The sequence below is a fragment of the Streptomyces sp. Z423-1 genome, assembly GCF_013009255.1.
GTDB classification, from domain to species: domain Bacteria; phylum Actinomycetota; class Actinomycetes; order Streptomycetales; family Streptomycetaceae; genus Streptomyces; species Streptomyces gossypiisoli.
The window spans coordinates 5,565,051-5,580,554 of sequence record NZ_CP053109.1 but is presented as its reverse complement, the minus strand read 5'-3'; the positions used below and the strand labels follow the sequence as shown (position 1 = coordinate 5,580,554).

The following is a 15,504-nucleotide window of genomic DNA, read 5'->3' as shown; positions in this document are numbered from 1 at the left end:
CTCCGCTGGGGGTGCGGCGCGTGCCGTGCTCGCTGCGACGCCGTCGTGGCTGGCCGCGCAGTTCCCCGCGCCCTTTTTACCGGCACTGCCGAACCGGCGATCCGGCGGGAGCCAGCGGCCCGCGCGCTATCGCGCACGTGGGCGGGCGCCGTTCAGTTCGGCTCCAGGAACTCCAAACGGCTGCCGAGGTGCAGCTGTGCCGTCCCCGCCTGGAACCGGCAGCCGCCGCGTGCCGCGAGTGCCGGTGGCTTGGGGATCTCGGTCATGCCGAGGACGTCCGCGTAGTACGCGCGCAGCCGGTCCTCGCAGCCGGGTGGGGCGGCGAGCTGGACGTGGTCCACGGCGGTGATCATCACGCCTCCTTGCGGGCGACCGCGAAGACACGGCGGAAGGGGAACGGCGTGCCGTGCCGGCCCGGTGGATAGGCCTCGCGGAGGGCGGCGCGGTACTCGTCCTCGAAGGCCCGCGCGGCCTCGGGGTCGTCGGCGAGGGCGGTGAGGACCGGGCGCAGTCCGGTGCCCTTCACCCAGTCGAGGACCGGGTCCTCGCCGGTGAGGAGATGGATGTACGTACTCTCCCAGACGTCGGCCGCGCAGCCGAGGCCGGTGAGGCGTTCGAGGTAGGCCTCGGGGGTGAGGACCGCGTCGGCGTGCCGCAGGGTGTCCGCCAGGCGGTCCCGCCAGCGCGGCGACCCGGCCAGCTCCCGCATCAGCCGGTGGCTGGGGGCGTCGAAGTTGCCGGGGACCTGGAAGGCGAAGGTGCCGCCGGGGACCAGCCCGCCGATCCAGTCGGCGAAACGGTCCGCGTGACCGGGGACCCATTGGAGCGTGGCGTTGCTGAAGATCAGGTCGTACGGCTCACTGGGCGCCCATCCGCGCAGGTCGGCGTGGGCGAAGTCGAGGCGGCCGGGGTCCGCGTGCTCGGCGCGGGCCCGCCCGAGCATCTCCGGGGAGTTGTCGTAGCCGGTGATGTCGGCGGTGGGCCAGCGGGCGGCGAGCAGCGCGGTGAGGTTGCCGGGGCCGCAGCCGAGGTCGGCGATACGGGGCGGGTCGGTGGGCAGGTCGGGGACCTGGGCCAGGAGGTCGGTGAAGGGGCGGGCACGGTGTCCGGCGTGCCGCAGGTACTGGGCGGGGTCCCAGGTGGGGTCGGCCATGCCTTCAGCTTGGCAAGCAAGTATCTCGACGTCAAGAGACTTCACGTCGACACAACCACTACACTGATCGCCATGGAGGACGAGGTCGATCGGCTGGTCGCAGCGTGGCGCCGGGAGCGCCCGGACCTCGACGTGGAGCCGCTTGAGGTCCTCAGCCGGGTGAGCCGGCTGGCCCGGCACCTGGACCGCGCACGTCGGCTGGCCTTCTCCGAGCACAACCTGGAGCCCTGGGAGTTCGACGTCCTGACGGCGCTGCGACGCGCGGGGACGCCGTACCAGCTCTCGCCCGGACAGCTGCTGACCCAGACCCTGGTCACGTCGGGCACGATGACGAACCGTATCGACCGGCTGGCGAAGAAGGGCCTGGTGGAGCGGCTGCCCGACCCCAGCGACCGGCGCGGTGTACTGGTCCGGCTCACCGACGAGGGCCGGGACCGTGCGGACCAGGCACTGGCGGGGCTGCTGGACCAGGAACGCGCGATCCTCGCGGAGCTCTCGCGCGCCCAGCGCATCGAACTGGCGGCGTTGCTGCGCCAGTTGACGGCGCCGTTCGACAACATCCCCGGCTAGGCGCTCCGCGGGCTCCGCCGTTGTCGTCCGCGGGTCGGTGGGGCTAGGCCTGTTGCGCAGTTCCACCTTCACGGCGTTGCCCGACCGAACCCGGTCAGGCGCTGTTGCTTTCCTCTGGTGTGAGGCGGCCGGTGGGGCCCAGGTCGGCCGGGCCCACCCCGGCCCGCCGGGCCAGGGCGACGGCGGCGAGGGTGGAGTGGACGCCCAGCTTGCCGAGGACGTTCTGCATGTGGGTGCGTACGGTGTGCGGGGAGAGGTACAGGCGTTCGGCGACGGCCTTGCGGCCGAGCCCCGCGACCATGCACCGCAGGACCTCCCGCTCGCGCGGGGTGAGGGACTCCACCAGCCGTTCGCTCTCGGTGCGATGCCGGCGCGCGGCGGTCAGTTCGCGCAGGACGCCGGTGAGCAGCGCGGGCGGCAGATGCGTCTCGTCGCGCAGCACGCCCCGGATGACGGTGAGCAGCCTCGACAGGGAGCAGTCCTTGGCGACCCAGCCGCTCGCCCCGGCCTGCAGGGCGAGCGCGGCACGCCGGGGATCGTCCTTCTCGGCGAGCACGACGACCCGCACCCCGGGCTGCGCGGAACGGACCCCGGCGACCAGGGAGATGCCGTCCACGACCCCGTCCACCCCGCCTTCCTGCACGGGCACGGCGGGCCGTATCCCAGGGACGTTGCCCCCCAGGTCGGCGTCGACGAGCAGCACGTCGAACCGGCGGCCCTCGGCGGCCGCGCGCTCCAGGCTGCGCAGCGCTGCGGGACCGCTGCCGGCCGCGGAGACCTCGACGTCGGGCTCGGCGGCGAGCGCCGCGGCGAGGGACTCGGCGAAGATGCGGTGGTCGTCGACGACCAGGACTCGGATGCGAACCACGAAACCCCCTTCCCCGAGCTCTCGAAGAGCAGGGGACACCCATCGACGGGAGCCGGTGACCGGTGCGGGTACGACACCCGAAGCAGTCCTGGGTTGTTGTTGCTGCCGTTCCCCAGGACGGGGTCGCCGCAGCCGCACGGCCGCCGCCGTGCAGAGACTGCTACCCCCACTTCGGGCGTCGTACCCGACTTGTCTCGCCCCCTGAACAGCACCGGCCCCCACCGGTGCTGTTCATCAGAGTACGGGCGGGCGGCAGGAGCGGAAGGCAATTTGCAGAACTGGTTGTCCGGCGCGTTTATGGTGAGCCGCATGTTTCGTATTGAGACAGAAGTCGACAGGACCCGGCGCGATCTTCTCCGTTCCCGGCTCCGCGACACCAATACGGCAGCCTCGCCCGTTCTGCGCGCCCTGCGCGGCACCCCCGCCGAACGTCAAGCCCCCCTGCACATCTGGGCGTTGGACGCCACGGACGACCTGGCGGGCGGCCTGGTCGGGCACACCTGGACGACCTGGCTGCACGTGACGTACCTCTGGGTCGGCGAACGCCACCGCGGCACCGGCCTGGGCTCCCACCTGCTGGCCGAGGCGGAGCGCATCGCCCGCGCGGAACGCGGCTGCACCGCCGCCCGCCTGGAGACCTGGGACTTCCAGGCCCCCGGCTTCTATCGGAGACAGGGTTACGAGGTGGTGTGCGCGATCCCCGACTACCCGCCCGGCCTCACGGAGTTCACGCTCACCAAGCGCCTCCGCACCAACTGACCGCGGCCCTACCGCACCCGCCGCGCCCCCGCCGAAGGCACCGCCTCGAACACCCGGGGCGTCGTGAAGCCCGCGGCCGCGAACGCCTCCTGAACCGCCTTGGTGATGGTGTCGACGTCCGTCACCTCCGCCAGCACGATCGCCGAGCCGCCGAAGCCGCCGCCCGTCATCCGGGCGCCCAGGGCCCCGGCCGACAGGGCGCTGTCGACGACCAGGTCCAGCTCCGGGCAGGAGATGCGGAAGTCGTCGCGCAGGGAGGCGTGGCCCTCGGTGAGGACCGGGCCGATCGCCCGGGTCCCGCCCGACTCCAGCAGCGAGACGACGCGTTCGACGCGCTCGTCCTCCGTGACCACGTGCCGCACCAGCCTGCGGACCTCCGCGTCGTCGCCGAGGCGCTCCAGTGCCGCGTCCAGCTCGGCGTACGGGATGTCGCGCAGGGCGTCGACGCCCAGCAGGGCCGCGCCCTTCTCGCAGCCGGCCCGGCGCTTGCCGTACTCGCCGGTGCTGTGCTCGTGCTTGACCCGGGTGTCGACGACCAGTAGCCGCATCCCCGCGGCCGCGAGGTCGAAGGGGATCTGGCGCTGGGAGAGGTCGCGGGTGTCGAGGAACAGGGCGTGGCCGGCGGTGCAACAGGCGGACGCGGTCTGGTCCATGATGCCGACGGGGGCGCCGACGTAGACGTTCTCCGCGCGCTGGCACAGGCGGGCCAGCTGCCAGCCCTTCAGGCCCAGGTCGTGGAGATCGTTCAGGGCGAGAGCGACCACCACCTCCAGTGCCGCCGAGGACGACAGGCCCGCGCCCGCCGGGACCGTGGAGGCGAGGTGGATGTCCGCGCCGCTCACCTCGTGGCCCGCCGCGCGCAGCGCCCAGACCACGCCCGCCGGGTACGCCGTCCAGTTCCTGTCCGACTCCGGCTCCAGGGCGTCCACGCGCAGCTCGACCACGCCGCCCGCGTCGCCTTCGATGTCCGCCGAGTGCAGCCGCAGCACGCCGTCGTCCCGGCGGGACACCGCCGCGACCGCGGTGTGCGGCAGCGCGAACGGCATCACGAAGCCGTCGTTGTAGTCGGTGTGCTCACCGATGAGGTTGACCCGTCCCGGCGCGGCCCACACACCCTGCGGATCGGCCCCGTACAGCTCCTTGAACCGCTCGGCGACAGCCTCTGCGACAGCCTCGCTCATGCCCTGTCCCTGACCCTTTCGTACGTTCTACTTGCCGCGCCGCTGCGCGAACTCCCAGGCGTCGGCGACGATCCCGGCGAGGTCCGCGCGGGACGGGTTCCAGCCGAGCCGCTCACGCGCCGTCTGCGCCGACGCCACCAGCACCGCCGGGTCGCCGCCCCGGCGCGGGGCCGCCACCTCGGGGATCGGGTGGCCGGTGACCTGCCGGACCGTCTCGATGACCTCGCGGACGGAGAAACCGTTGCCGTTGCCGAGGTTGCAGATCAGGTGCTCGCCCGGGACGGCGCCCCGGACGGCCAGCAGGTGCGCCTCCGCGAGGTCCGCGACGTGGATGTAGTCGCGGATGCAGGTGCCGTCCGGCGTCGGGTAGTCATCGCCGTAGACGGAGATCGCGTCGCGCCTGCCCTGGGCCACCTGCAGGACCAGCGGGATGAGGTGCGACTCGGGGTCGTGCCGCTCGCCGAACTCGCCGTAGGCGCCGGCGACGTTGAAGTAGCGCAGCGACACCGCGCCCAGCCCGTGCGCCTTCGCCTCGCCCGTGATCATGTGGTCGACGGCGAGCTTGGAGGCACCGTAGGGGTTGGTCGGCGCGGTGGGCGCGGACTCGACGATCGGCACCTGCTCCGGCTCACCGTAGGTGGCGGCGGTGGAGGAGAAGACGAGCTTGCGCACCCCGGCCGCCCGCATGGCGGCGAGCAGGGCCATCGTGCCGCCGACGTTGTTGTCCCAGTACTTCTCCGGCCGTACGACGGACTCGCCGACCTGGGAGGAGGCAGCGAAGTGGAGCACCGCGTCGTAGGAGGAGTCCAGCCACTTGGCGGCGTCGCGGATGTCGCCCTCGATGAAGGAAGCACCGGAGGGCACGCCCTCACGGAATCCGGTGGACAGGTTGTCGAGTACGACGACCTCGTGACCGGCCTCCAGCAGATGCTGGGCGACCACGCTGCCCACGTATCCCGCACCACCCGTGACCAGGTACTTCCCGCTCATGAACTAGCTACCTCTCGCAATCGCTCGGCCGCGCGCTCCGGCGGCACGTCGTTGATGAACACGCTCATGCCGGATTCGGAACCCGCGAGGAACTTCAGCTTGCCGGAAGTACGGCGGATGGTGAAAAGCTCCAGGTGGAGCGCGAAGTCGTCACGGCTGACGCCCTCGAAATCCTCCAGCTGGCCGAACGGCGCCTGGTGCCAGGCGGCGATGTACGGCGTCGGAGGCTCACCCTCGCCGAAGATACGGTCGAAGCGCCTCAAGAGTTCCAGATAGACCTGGGGGAACTCCGACCGGGCCCCCTCGTCGAGCGCGAGCAGGTCGGGCACCCGGCGCCGCGGGTACAGGTGGACCTCGTACGGCCAGTGCGCGGCATACGGCACGAAGGCCACCCAGTGTTCACCCTCGAGGACGACCCGCTCGCCGGCGAGCTCGCGTTCCAGGACGGCGTCGAAGAGGTTCTCCCCGCCCGTGGCGTCCTTGTGGGCCGCGAGGGACCTCAGCATCAGGGCGGTGCGAGGGGTGGTGAAGGGGTAGGCGTAGATCTGCCCGTGCGGGTGACCCAATGTCACACCGATCTCCGCACCCCGGTTCTCGAAACAGAAGACCTGTTGGACGGAGGGCAGATGGGACAGCTCCGACGTACGGTCGGTCCACGCGTCCAGGACCAGCTGCACCTGCTCCTCGCTCAAGTCGGCGAAGGACGCGGTGTGGTCGGAGGTGAAGCAGACGACCTCGCAGCGGCCGGAGTCACCGGCCAGCGAGGGAAAGCGGTTCTCGAACACGACCACGTCGTACGACGAGTCGGGGATCTCACTGAGCCGCTCGCCCTGCGACGGGCACAGGGGGCATTCGTCGGCCGGCGGGTGGTAGGTCCGGCCCTGGCGGTGCGAGGCGATCGCGACCGCGTCGCCCAGCAGCTCGTCGTGGCGGATCTCGGAGGTCGTCACGGTCCGCTCCAGCGGACGGCGGTCGGCCGCGTCGCGCACGGCGTCGTCACGCAGGTCGTAGTAGATCAGCTCACGACCGTCCGCAAGACGGGTCGAGGTCTTCTTCACCGCGGACTCCTCATTCGAGCCACCCAATCATTCAACAGAACTCAACACACCAAAACACAACTCACCAGGACAGTCAACATCACAATCAATCAAAGCTCGACAACGAAAGTGTTCAATTAGCGAACGCCCAGGCGTAGGTTCCGCCCCGGACCAGTTCACGCAACGAAGCGAGTGCGTATGCAAACCCCCACATATCTGGCCGTCGAGCTTCGGCTCCCCACCAACTGGCTCGACTACACGATCCTCGGCATCTACTTCGTCGTCGTCCTCGGTGTCGGCTTCGCCGCCCGCGCCTCGGTGAAGACCAGCCTCGACTTCTTCCTCTCCGGGCGCTCCCTGCCCGCCTGGATCACCGGCCTGGCGTTCATCGCGGCCAACCTGGGCGCCACCGAGATCCTCGGCATGGCCGCCAACAGCGCCCAGTACGGCGTCTACACCACCCACTGGTACTGGGTCGGCGCCATCCCGGCCATGGTCTTCCTCGGCCTGGTGATGATGCCGTTCTACTACGGCAGCAAGGTCCGCTCGGTCCCCGAGTTCCTGCTCCTGCGCTTCGACAAGCCGGCGCACCTGCTCAGCTCGATCCTGTTCGCCTTCGCCGCCGTCCTCATCGCGGGCGTCAACCTCTACGCCCTCGCCATCGTCGTCGAGGCCCTGCTGGGCTGGCCGGAGTGGGTGGCGATCGTCGTGGCGGGCTACTTCGTCCTCGCCTACATCACCCTCGGCGGCCTCTCCTCGGCGATCTACAACGAAGTACTCCAGTTCTTCGTCATCCTCGCCGCACTCATCCCGCTCACGATCCTGGCCCTGAAGAAGGCCGGCGGCTGGGACGGCCTGTCCGACACCCTCACCGCCGGCCGGGGCGAGAACTTCATGACGGCCTGGGGCGGCACCGGCATCGGGGACGCCAACCCCCTCGGCGCGAACTGGCTCACGATCGTCCTCGGCCTGGGCTTCGTCCTCTCCTTCGGCTACTGGACCACGAACTTCGCGGAGGTCCAGCGCGCCCTGTCCGCCAGGAACCTCTCCGCCGCCCAGCGCACTCCGCTGATCGCCGCGTTCCCGAAGATCTTCATCGTCTTCCTGGTGATGATCCCCGGCCTGGTCGCCGCGGCGCTGGTCCCGCAGTTCGGCACGCCGGAGTCGGGCTACCAGTACAACGACGCGATCCCGTACCTGATGCAGGACCTGCTCCCCAACGGTGTCCTCGGCATCGCGGTGACCGGTCTGCTGGCGGCCTTCATGGCGGGCATGGCGGCCAACGTGTCGGCCTTCAACACGGTGTTCACCAACGACATCTGGGCGAGGTACACGGTCCGGGGCCGCGACGACTCCTACTACGTCCGCTTCGGCCGCATCATCACGGCGGTCGGCGTCCTGGCCTCGATCGGCACGGCGTTCCTGGCGTCGGCCTTCTCGAACATCATGGCGTACCTCCAGACGCTGTTCTCCTTCTTCAACGTCCCGATGTTCGTCGTCTTCATCATCGGCATGTTCTGGAAGCGCGCGTCGATGAAGTCGGGCTTCTGGGGCCTGCTGGCCGGCACCACGGCCGCGATGGTCAACTACTTCGTCATCTACCGGGAGGGCATCATCGACATCCCCTCCGACCAGGGCGCCAACTTCGTCTCCGCGATCGCGGGCTTCGTGGCCGGCGCGGTCGTCATGGTGGCCGTCTCCCTCTTCACCGCCCCCAAGCCCATGGAGGACCTCCAGGGCCTCGTCTACGGCACCCGCTCCCCCGGCATGGCGGAGCCGCCCGCGAAGGGCGACGAGGCGTGGTACCGCAAGCCGGCGCTGCTCGGCTGGGGCGCGGTGATCCTGGCCGCCGCCTGCTACATCCCGTTCTCGTTCTGACCGCGGGAGGATTGAGAGACCATGTCAGAGCACCACGAGTACTCCGAGCGTGACGTCCAGCGGGAGGTCACGGAACTGGAGACCAAGTCCGCGACGGCCGCCCGTCTCTTCGACATCCGGCGCATCATCGGTGGCCTGTTCGTCGTCTACGGCGTCATCGTCACGATCGTGGGCCTCACGGACGACCAGGCGGCGATCGACAAGGCCGAGGGCGTCAACATCAACCTCTGGACCGGCCTGGGCATGCTCCTCCTCGGCCTCTTCTTCCTGACCTGGCTGAAACTCCGTCCCACGGCCCCACCGACCCCACCGATCACCCCGGAGGACACCGACCAGAAGTAAACGCCGGTCACCGCGCCCCGCGGCACAGCGACCGCCACCACGGCGATGGCCGCAGGCGCGTACGCACGGAAGGGGCCGCGCCGGGGGGTGTCCGCCCGCAGCGGTTGGCGCGTCAACACGGGTGAGTTGGTAGAGACCGAGTCGCGCCGTTCCGAGGACGGACACCCCCCGGCGCGGCCCCGATCGCAACCCGCACCGTAGGCGCTACCGCAACCACGCACACCACCCGCGCAGGCCGCCGCAGGCACTCAGCCCTCCGCACGCCCCGGCAACGGCCCGGCCCGATCCAGCAACCCAGTCCGCGCAGCCAACGCCGCCGCCTCCAACCGCGACCCCACCCCCAATTTCATCAGCACCCGCTGCACATGCGTCCGAGCAGTGGACGGCGCGATCCCCATCCCCGCCGCGATCAGCCGCGTGTCCTCCCCGTCCGCCACCCGCACCAGCACCTCCACCTCCCGAGGCGTCAGCATCTGCAACAACCGCTGCCCCTCGTCATCCGGCTGCGCCGCAGGATTCAGCAGCTCCCCGAACGCCCCCTGCAACAACTGCGGCGCCACCGCCGCCTCCCCCGCCCGCGCCTTCATGATCGCCCGCTCGACGCCCTCGATCCGCTCGTCGTGCCGCACATACCCGGACGCCCCCGCAGCGAACGCCGCCGCGATCCCCCGCGGACTCGGCACCGGCCCCAGCACCAGCACCGCCACCTGCCCCCGCTCCCGCTTGATCCGCCCCACCGGATCGAACGCCCCGGCCTCGGCCGGCGTGGCCGTCCCCCACAGACACACCTCCGGCGCCCGCGCGATCACCAGCTCCGCCGCCCCCGCGGCCGGCGCCGCCGCGGCCAGCACCCGGTGCCCCCGCAGCTTCAGCGCCGAGGCCAACGCCTCGGCGAGCAATCGGTGGTCGTCGACCACCATGAGCCGCACTCCCATCGAGCAACCCCCCAGTCCCCCACCAGTCCCCCCCAGTGGACGCCCACTATGGATGCCCAGAGGCCCTACGGACAGACCCAGCACAAACACCGACGTCCGCCATGCCCCCGGAAGCTACACGGCTGTTCGACGTCGCGCTGCCCCTACTCGTGAGAAGTGCCCCAGATCGCCGAAATTCCCCCTCAACCACTCACCCCGAACGCGATCGCGAGGTACTCGTCCCCACCCGAACGCGACCCGCTGGCATACACCTCGGACATGTACAACCGCCCCTGCGAGTACAGGACTTCGCCGTACCCCGGCTCCTTCCCCGACTCCACGTCCCGCACCGACTCGGTCCCCGGGTTCTCCATCAGCTTCACCTGCTCGAAGCTGCCGCCGTCGATGCTGACGACCTGCCCGCCCTTGTTGTACGGCCCGCTCTTGTACGCGATCACGTTCCCGCCGTCCATCCGCAACGGCGTGATCGTGTACCCGTTCCCCGCGTCCGCCCGCTGCCCGGTCAGCTTCCCGGTCGCCAGATCGAACACCACGACCGAATTCGTCCTGCCCGAACCCCCGGAGGCCTCCTGCTCCTCCGTCGGCACATACAGCCGGTCATTGCCGACCGCCAGCCCCGAGCATTCCTCGACCCGCGAGATCCCGTCGCACTCGGCGGCGTAGGAGTCACCCGGCGCCGAAATCCGCGCCCGCAGCTTCCCCGTCTTGTTGTCGAGGGAGAAGAAGTCCGAGATGCCACTGCCGTCCCCGGCCGACTCACCCACGTCGGCCGCCACCACCAGCGGTTCGGTCGACACGACACTGGCGTACTCGATGCCCTTGGCCATCTTGTACTCCGAGATCACCTTCCCGGACTTCGGGTCGATGGTCTGGATGTGCAGCTCACGCGCGTCGAACCGCCCGCACTTGCGCACCGCGACCAGCTTCGCGCCGCCGCCGTACCCGGCGTCGTAGCAGGTGTCCGCGGCCTTCGGCGTCCACAGCGCCTCGCCGCTGTTGATGTCGAACGCCGCACCGCCGCTCGTACTGCCCACGGCGACCGTGCTCGCGCTCACGGTGACGTTGTCGAAGTTGATCGGCCGGTCACCGGACGCGGCGGTCTCGGTCCACAGCTTGTTGCCCGCGTTCAGGTCGATCGCCGCGACCTGGCTGCACCCCTCGGAGCGGTTCTTGGCGGGCATCCTGGGCTGGAAGACAACGGCGGTCTTGCCGTCCGCGGTCATGTGCCGCGCGGCCTGGCACACCGGCCCGGGCAGCGGAATCGTCCACAGCTCGGTGCCCTTGTCCCGGTCGTAGCCGACGATCTCGGCGACACCGGTCTTGGCGTACACCGTGTCGGTGAGCCAGGAGCCGGCGACGACCACGGAGTCGTCCTTGTCGACCTTGGGCTGCGGAATCTGGAACAGCACCTTGGAGTTCGGGTCGGCCGGCACCTTCTCGCTGCCCTTGGAGGAGCCCTCGGCACCGTCCTTGCCGTCGCCGGTGCCCCCACTGGAACTCGCGGTGTCGTCCTTGCCGCCCGCACCGGACGACTTCGAGTACAAGACACCCCCACCGATGATCAGCGCGATCGCCACGACGGCGGCCACGATGATGGCCACCTGCGCGTTGAACTTCCGCCCACCGGCCACCTGCCCCGGCTGCCCGGGCTGCGGGTGCAGCGGCACGGTCGCCTGCGGATAGCCGTAGCCGGGCTGCCCGTAGGGATTCGGCTGCGGCGGCTGCGGATATCCGTGCCCCGGCTGCGGCTGCCCCTGAGGCGGCTGCGGCGGCTGCGGCGGCTGCGGATATCCGTAACCGGCCCCCGGCGGCTGCTGCGGTGCCCCGAACACGGGCGGCTGCTGCGACGGCTGGTCCTGGGGCTGTGGCTGGGGCTGGTGCTGGGGCTGGGGTGAGCCGAACCCACCCCCCTGCGGGGGCTGGTTGGGCGGCGGAGGCGGCGGCTGGGTCATGACGTGGGTACCTCGGGGAGAAGGGAACGGAACGAGTCGGCGGGGCGCGTCACTTGCCGTAGGCGAGCATCAGCTTCTCCTTGGCCTCGTCCTCGCCGGACAGCCGGGTGGTGGAGATGTAGAAGCGGCCGTCCACCCAGGCGATGTCCCGCGAGAAGAAGCCGTCCTCGACCTCCGCCGCGCCCGTGGGGTTCTGCAGCAGCTTCGTCGGCTGGTGACTGCCGCCGGTCGTCGGCACGGACACGATCTGGCCGCCCGCGTCGTACGACGCCTCGACGTACGCGATGAGCTTGTCGCCCTCGACCCGCAGCGGCAGCATCGACTCGTCCGCGGGGGACTTCACCCGCCACTTCTCCTTGCCGTCGGCGAGGTTGATCGCGACGACCTCGTTGGCGCCGCTGGTGGCCTCCGTGGGCAGGTAGAGCGTGTTGGCGTCGGCGGCGACGCCCTGGCAGCCGCTCAGGTCGCGCTGGAGGACGGAAAAGCCGCACTCGGGGGCGAAGTCCTCGTCGATCTTCACCTGGGAGCGGATTTCGCCCTTGGCGTCCAGCGTGGAGATGTTCCAGGTCTTCTTGTCCTCGTTGACGCTGTAGACCACCAGCGGGTCGACGGAGTAGGTGCGCATGATGCGCCAGCCCGCGCCGAAGGCCCTGGTCCACTTGACCTTGCCGGTCCTCGGGTCCAGCTCCTGGATCTCGTTGTGCTCGTTGTCCGTGGCGGCGCCGCAGGAGGCGACGGAGATCAGCCGGCTGCCGCCCGCGAACGCGCTCGGGAAGCAGGCGCCCTCGTACTTCTTCTTGTCGAACAGCTTCTTGCCGGTGGTGACGTCGTACGCCGTGCCGGACTGCGAGCGGCCCACCATCAGCGTGTTGCCGGCCAGGGTCAGCTCGATGGAGAGCGTGCTGTCGAACAGCGCGCCGTCCTCGACCTCGCCGCTCCAGCCCTTCTCACCGGTGTTCAGGTCGACCAGCTGGAGCTGGTTGCAGTCGGCGCGGTCGCTGGAGCCGTTCATGTACGCCACGACGATCTTGTCGTCGGCCGTCTTCTGCGCGGTGACCGCGCAGATCTCCTGCGGGAAGACGATCGGGTCCCAAGTGGGCTTGCCGTCACCGACGTTGTAGGCCACGAGTTCCTTGTACGCCGCCTTCACCGCCGTCTTGTCGGTGATCCACATGCCGGGGGCCTTGGCGCCGGAACCGGGCGCGTCGGGCGCCTCCTTGTACCAGAGCACCCGCGCCTCGCCCGCCTTGCGGCCCTCGTTGAGGTCGTCCGGGTCGGCGCCGCCGCCGCTGCCGTCACCGGGGTTGACCGGGGTGTCGGAGGCGGAGGGCCTGGCGTCGTCGCTCTGCTCGGCGACCGGCTTCTTGTCGTCGTCGCCGCCGCTGGTCACGGCGTAGACGGTGCCGCCGATGACAAGCAGCGCCGCCACCGCGGCACCGACGGCCAGCGCGGGCTTGCCCCGGAACGGGTTGCGCGAGCCGGAGCCGGGGGGCGTGCCCGGGACGCCGGGGTACTGGGGCTGCGGGTAGCCGTAACCGGGCTGCTGACCGTACGGTCCCGGAGGCTGCGGCTGACCGTACGGCCCCGGGGTGTTGTACGGCCCCGGCTGCTGGGGCTGCGCGTACGGGCCGGGCTGCTGCGGATAGCCGTAACCCGGCTGCGGCGGGCCCTGCGGGGGCTGTGCCGGAGGAGGGGGTGTGCCCTGACTCGGGTCCTGCGGCGCGCCGAAGCCGCCACCCGGCGGCTGGTTGGGCGGCTGGGTCATCAGCGGTTCCCCCTTGTGACTGATGTGGCGCCGCGCCCGTGGCGCTGCGTTTCCGCCACACCAGTGATTCTCAGACGGTTCTCAGACCGCCCATTTCTATCACCCGGGACCGACAACAACCCGAGCCCGATAGGCCCCTGTTCCCAAGGGAGCACCGGGCCGTGATGCCCTTGTTACGCGTGGGGGGTCTGGGGGGGTGTCCCCCCAGAAAGCACAGCACGCCGCCTTCACGCGTCCTCGGCGAGCTCCAGCCACCGCATCTCCAGCTCTTCCCGCTCCCCCGCCAACTGCCGCAATTCGGCGTCCAGTTCGGCCACCTTCGCGAAGTCCGTGGCGTTGTCGGCGATTTGGGCGTGCAGCTTGGTCTCCTTTTCGGTGATCTTGTCCAGCTGCCGCTCGATCTTCTGAAGTTCCTTCTTGGCCGCGCGCTGGTCGGCGGCGCTCTTCTCGGGCGCCGACCTCACCGCGGCGGAGACGGCGGCCGCCGCCGCTTCCTCCATCTTCCGGCGCCGCTCCAGGTACTCGTCGATCCCGCGCGGCAGCATCCGCAGCGTGCCGTCGCCGAGCAGGGCGAACACCCGGTCGGTGGTGCGCTCGACGAAGAACCGGTCGTGGGAGATCACGATCATCGAGCCGGGCCAGCCGTCGAGCACGTCCTCCAGCTGGGTCAGCGTCTCGATGTCGAGGTCGTTGGTCGGCTCGTCGAGGAAGAGGACGTTCGGCTCGTCCATCAGCAGCCGGAGCAGCTGGAGCCGGCGCCGCTCACCACCCGACAGGTCGCCCACCGGCGTCCACTGCTTCTCCTTGCTGAAGCCGAACGTCTCGCACAGCTGGCCCGCGGTCATCTCGCGCCCCTTGCCGAGGTCGACGCGCTCCCGGACCTGCTGCACGGCCTCCAGGACCCGCCAGTTCGGGTCCAGTTCGGCGACCTCCTGCGACAGATACGCGAGCTTGACCGTCTTGCCGACGGCGATCCGCCCGCCCGCCGGCTGTGCCTCGCCCTGCGTCCGCGCCGCGTCGGCCATGGCACGCAGCAGCGAGGTCTTGCCGGCGCCGTTGACGCCGACGAGCCCGATGCGGTCGCCGGGGCCGAGCTGCCATGTCACATGCTTCAGCAGCACCTTGGGACCGGCCTGGACGGTGATGTCCTCCAGGTCGAAGACGGTCTTGCCGAGCCGCGAGGACGCGAACTTCATCAGCTCGGAGCTGTCCCGGGGCGGCGGTACATCCTTGATCAGCTCGTTGGCGGCCTCCACGCGGAACCGCGGCTTCGACGTACGGGCGGGGGCGCCGCGGCGCAGCCAGGCCAGCTCCTTGCGGACCAGGTTCTGCCGCTTGACCTCCTCGGTCGCGGCGATCCGCTCGCGCTCGGCGCGGGCGAAGACGTAGTCGGAGTAGCCGCCCTCGTACTCGTGGACCACTCCGCGCTGCACGTCCCACATGCGGGTGCAGACCTGGTCGAGGAACCAGCGGTCGTGGGTGACGCAGACCAGCGCGGAGCGGCGCTCGCGCAGGTGCTGGGCGAGCCAGGCGATGCCCTCGACGTCGAGGTGGTTGGTGGGCTCGTCGAGGACGATCAGGTCCTGTTCGTCGATGAGCAGCTTGGCGAGCGCGATCCGGCGCCGTTCGCCGCCGGAGAGCGGGCCGATGACGGTGTCGAGGCCCTGCGGGAAGCCGGGGAGGTCGAGGCCGCCGAAGAGACCCGTCAGTACGTCGCGGATCTTGGCGTTGCCCGCCCACTCGTGGTCGGCCAGGTCGCGGATGACCTCGTGGCGGACGGTGGCCTCGGGGTCGAGGGAGTCGTGCTGGGTGAGGACGCCCAGGCGCAGGCCGCCGGAGTGGGTGACCCGGCCGGAGTCCGCCTCCTCCTGCTTGGCGAGCATCCGGATCAGGGTCGTCTTGCCGTCGCCGTTGCGGCCGACGACACCGATGCGATCCCCTTCGGAGACGCCGAGGGAGATGCCGTCGAGAAGGGTGCGGGTGCCGTACACCTTGCTGACGTTCTCGACATTGACCAGGTTGACGGCCATTTCGCTCCTGCTCGCGGGGATCGGTCAGCCTCCCAGCCTAACGG

General features: G+C 70.4%; 13 protein-coding genes and 1 pseudogene. 4 read left to right on the top strand and 10 right to left on the bottom strand.

What is annotated here, in order from left to right:
- Window positions 1-182 precede the first annotated feature (182 nt).
- Window positions 183-353 (bottom strand): annotated as a pseudogene (locus HJD23_RS25050) (glyoxalase); the annotation flags it as partial.
- Window positions 353-1,153 (bottom strand): trans-aconitate 2-methyltransferase, encoded by an 801-nt coding sequence (locus HJD23_RS25045; protein ID WP_171108264.1) that lies wholly within the window; start codon window positions 1,151-1,153, stop codon window positions 353-355. The pseudogene HJD23_RS25050 and the gene HJD23_RS25045, both read right to left, overlap by 1 nt.
- A 72-nt stretch (window positions 1,154-1,225) precedes the next feature.
- On the opposite strand from HJD23_RS25045, the gene tamR reads away from it, so the two are divergent.
- A complete protein-coding gene (tamR, locus tag HJD23_RS25040; RefSeq protein WP_171108262.1) occupies window positions 1,226-1,723 on the top strand; it encodes a MarR family transcriptional regulator TamR in 498 nt (165 codons plus the stop codon).
- Between the two features lie 94 nt (window positions 1,724-1,817).
- Here tamR and HJD23_RS25035 read toward each other — a convergent pair whose 3' ends face one another.
- Complete coding sequence (locus tag HJD23_RS25035; protein WP_171108260.1) at window positions 1,818-2,591, bottom strand: response regulator transcription factor; 774 nt, start codon at window positions 2,589-2,591, stop codon at window positions 1,818-1,820.
- A gap of 297 nt (window positions 2,592-2,888) precedes the next feature.
- On the opposite strand from HJD23_RS25035, the gene HJD23_RS25030 reads away from it, so the two are divergent.
- Window positions 2,889-3,350: an N-acetyltransferase gene (locus HJD23_RS25030; protein WP_171108258.1), complete on the top strand. Its 462-nt coding sequence runs from the start codon at window positions 2,889-2,891 to the stop codon at window positions 3,348-3,350.
- An 8-nt stretch (window positions 3,351-3,358) separates the two neighbouring features.
- On the opposite strand, the gene galK is transcribed toward HJD23_RS25030, so the two are convergent.
- The 3 genes from galK to galT are packed head-to-tail and all read right to left on the bottom strand — an operon-like array spanning window position 3,359 to window position 6,579.
- A complete protein-coding gene (gene galK, locus HJD23_RS25025) occupies window positions 3,359-4,531 on the bottom strand; it encodes a galactokinase (protein WP_171108256.1) in 1,173 nt (390 codons plus the stop codon).
- A 27-nt stretch (window positions 4,532-4,558) separates the two neighbouring features.
- Window positions 4,559-5,521, bottom strand: coding sequence for a UDP-glucose 4-epimerase GalE (gene galE / locus HJD23_RS25020; RefSeq protein ID WP_171108253.1), 963 nt, complete (start codon window positions 5,519-5,521; stop codon window positions 4,559-4,561).
- A complete protein-coding gene (gene galT / locus HJD23_RS25015) occupies window positions 5,518-6,579 on the bottom strand; it encodes a galactose-1-phosphate uridylyltransferase (protein ID WP_171108251.1) in 1,062 nt (353 codons plus the stop codon). The genes galE and galT overlap by 4 nt, the downstream gene beginning before the upstream one ends.
- 177 nt (window positions 6,580-6,756) lie before the next feature.
- Between galT and HJD23_RS25010 the strand changes: the two genes are divergently transcribed.
- Complete coding sequence (locus tag HJD23_RS25010) at window positions 6,757-8,436, top strand: sodium:solute symporter family protein (protein WP_171108249.1); 1,680 nt, start codon at window positions 6,757-6,759, stop codon at window positions 8,434-8,436.
- A 21-nt stretch (window positions 8,437-8,457) separates the two neighbouring features.
- On the top strand, window positions 8,458-8,778 hold the full coding sequence (locus HJD23_RS25005; protein WP_171108248.1) for a hypothetical protein: 321 nt from the start codon (window positions 8,458-8,460) through the stop codon (window positions 8,776-8,778).
- A 248-nt stretch (window positions 8,779-9,026) separates the two neighbouring features.
- Here the strand turns inward: HJD23_RS25005 and HJD23_RS25000 are convergent, their stop codons facing one another.
- The 4 genes from HJD23_RS25000 to HJD23_RS24985 all read right to left on the bottom strand — a co-directional run bounded on the left by HJD23_RS25000 (window position 9,027) and on the right by HJD23_RS24985 (window position 15,460).
- Window positions 9,027-9,713: a LuxR C-terminal-related transcriptional regulator gene (locus HJD23_RS25000; protein ID WP_171134077.1), complete on the bottom strand. Its 687-nt coding sequence runs from the start codon at window positions 9,711-9,713 to the stop codon at window positions 9,027-9,029.
- Between the two features lie 182 nt (window positions 9,714-9,895).
- A complete protein-coding gene (locus HJD23_RS24995; protein WP_171108246.1) occupies window positions 9,896-11,665 on the bottom strand; it encodes a PQQ-binding-like beta-propeller repeat protein in 1,770 nt (589 codons plus the stop codon).
- 49 nt (window positions 11,666-11,714) lie between these two features.
- Window positions 11,715-13,430 carry a PQQ-binding-like beta-propeller repeat protein gene (locus HJD23_RS24990; RefSeq protein WP_171108244.1) on the bottom strand — a complete coding sequence of 572 codons (1,716 nt, stop codon included), beginning with the start codon at window positions 13,428-13,430 and terminating at the stop codon, window positions 11,715-11,717.
- A gap of 227 nt (window positions 13,431-13,657) precedes the next feature.
- Window positions 13,658-15,460: an ABC-F family ATP-binding cassette domain-containing protein gene (locus tag HJD23_RS24985; protein WP_171108240.1), complete on the bottom strand. Its 1,803-nt coding sequence runs from the start codon at window positions 15,458-15,460 to the stop codon at window positions 13,658-13,660.
- Between the last annotated feature and the right edge of the window lie 44 nt (window positions 15,461-15,504).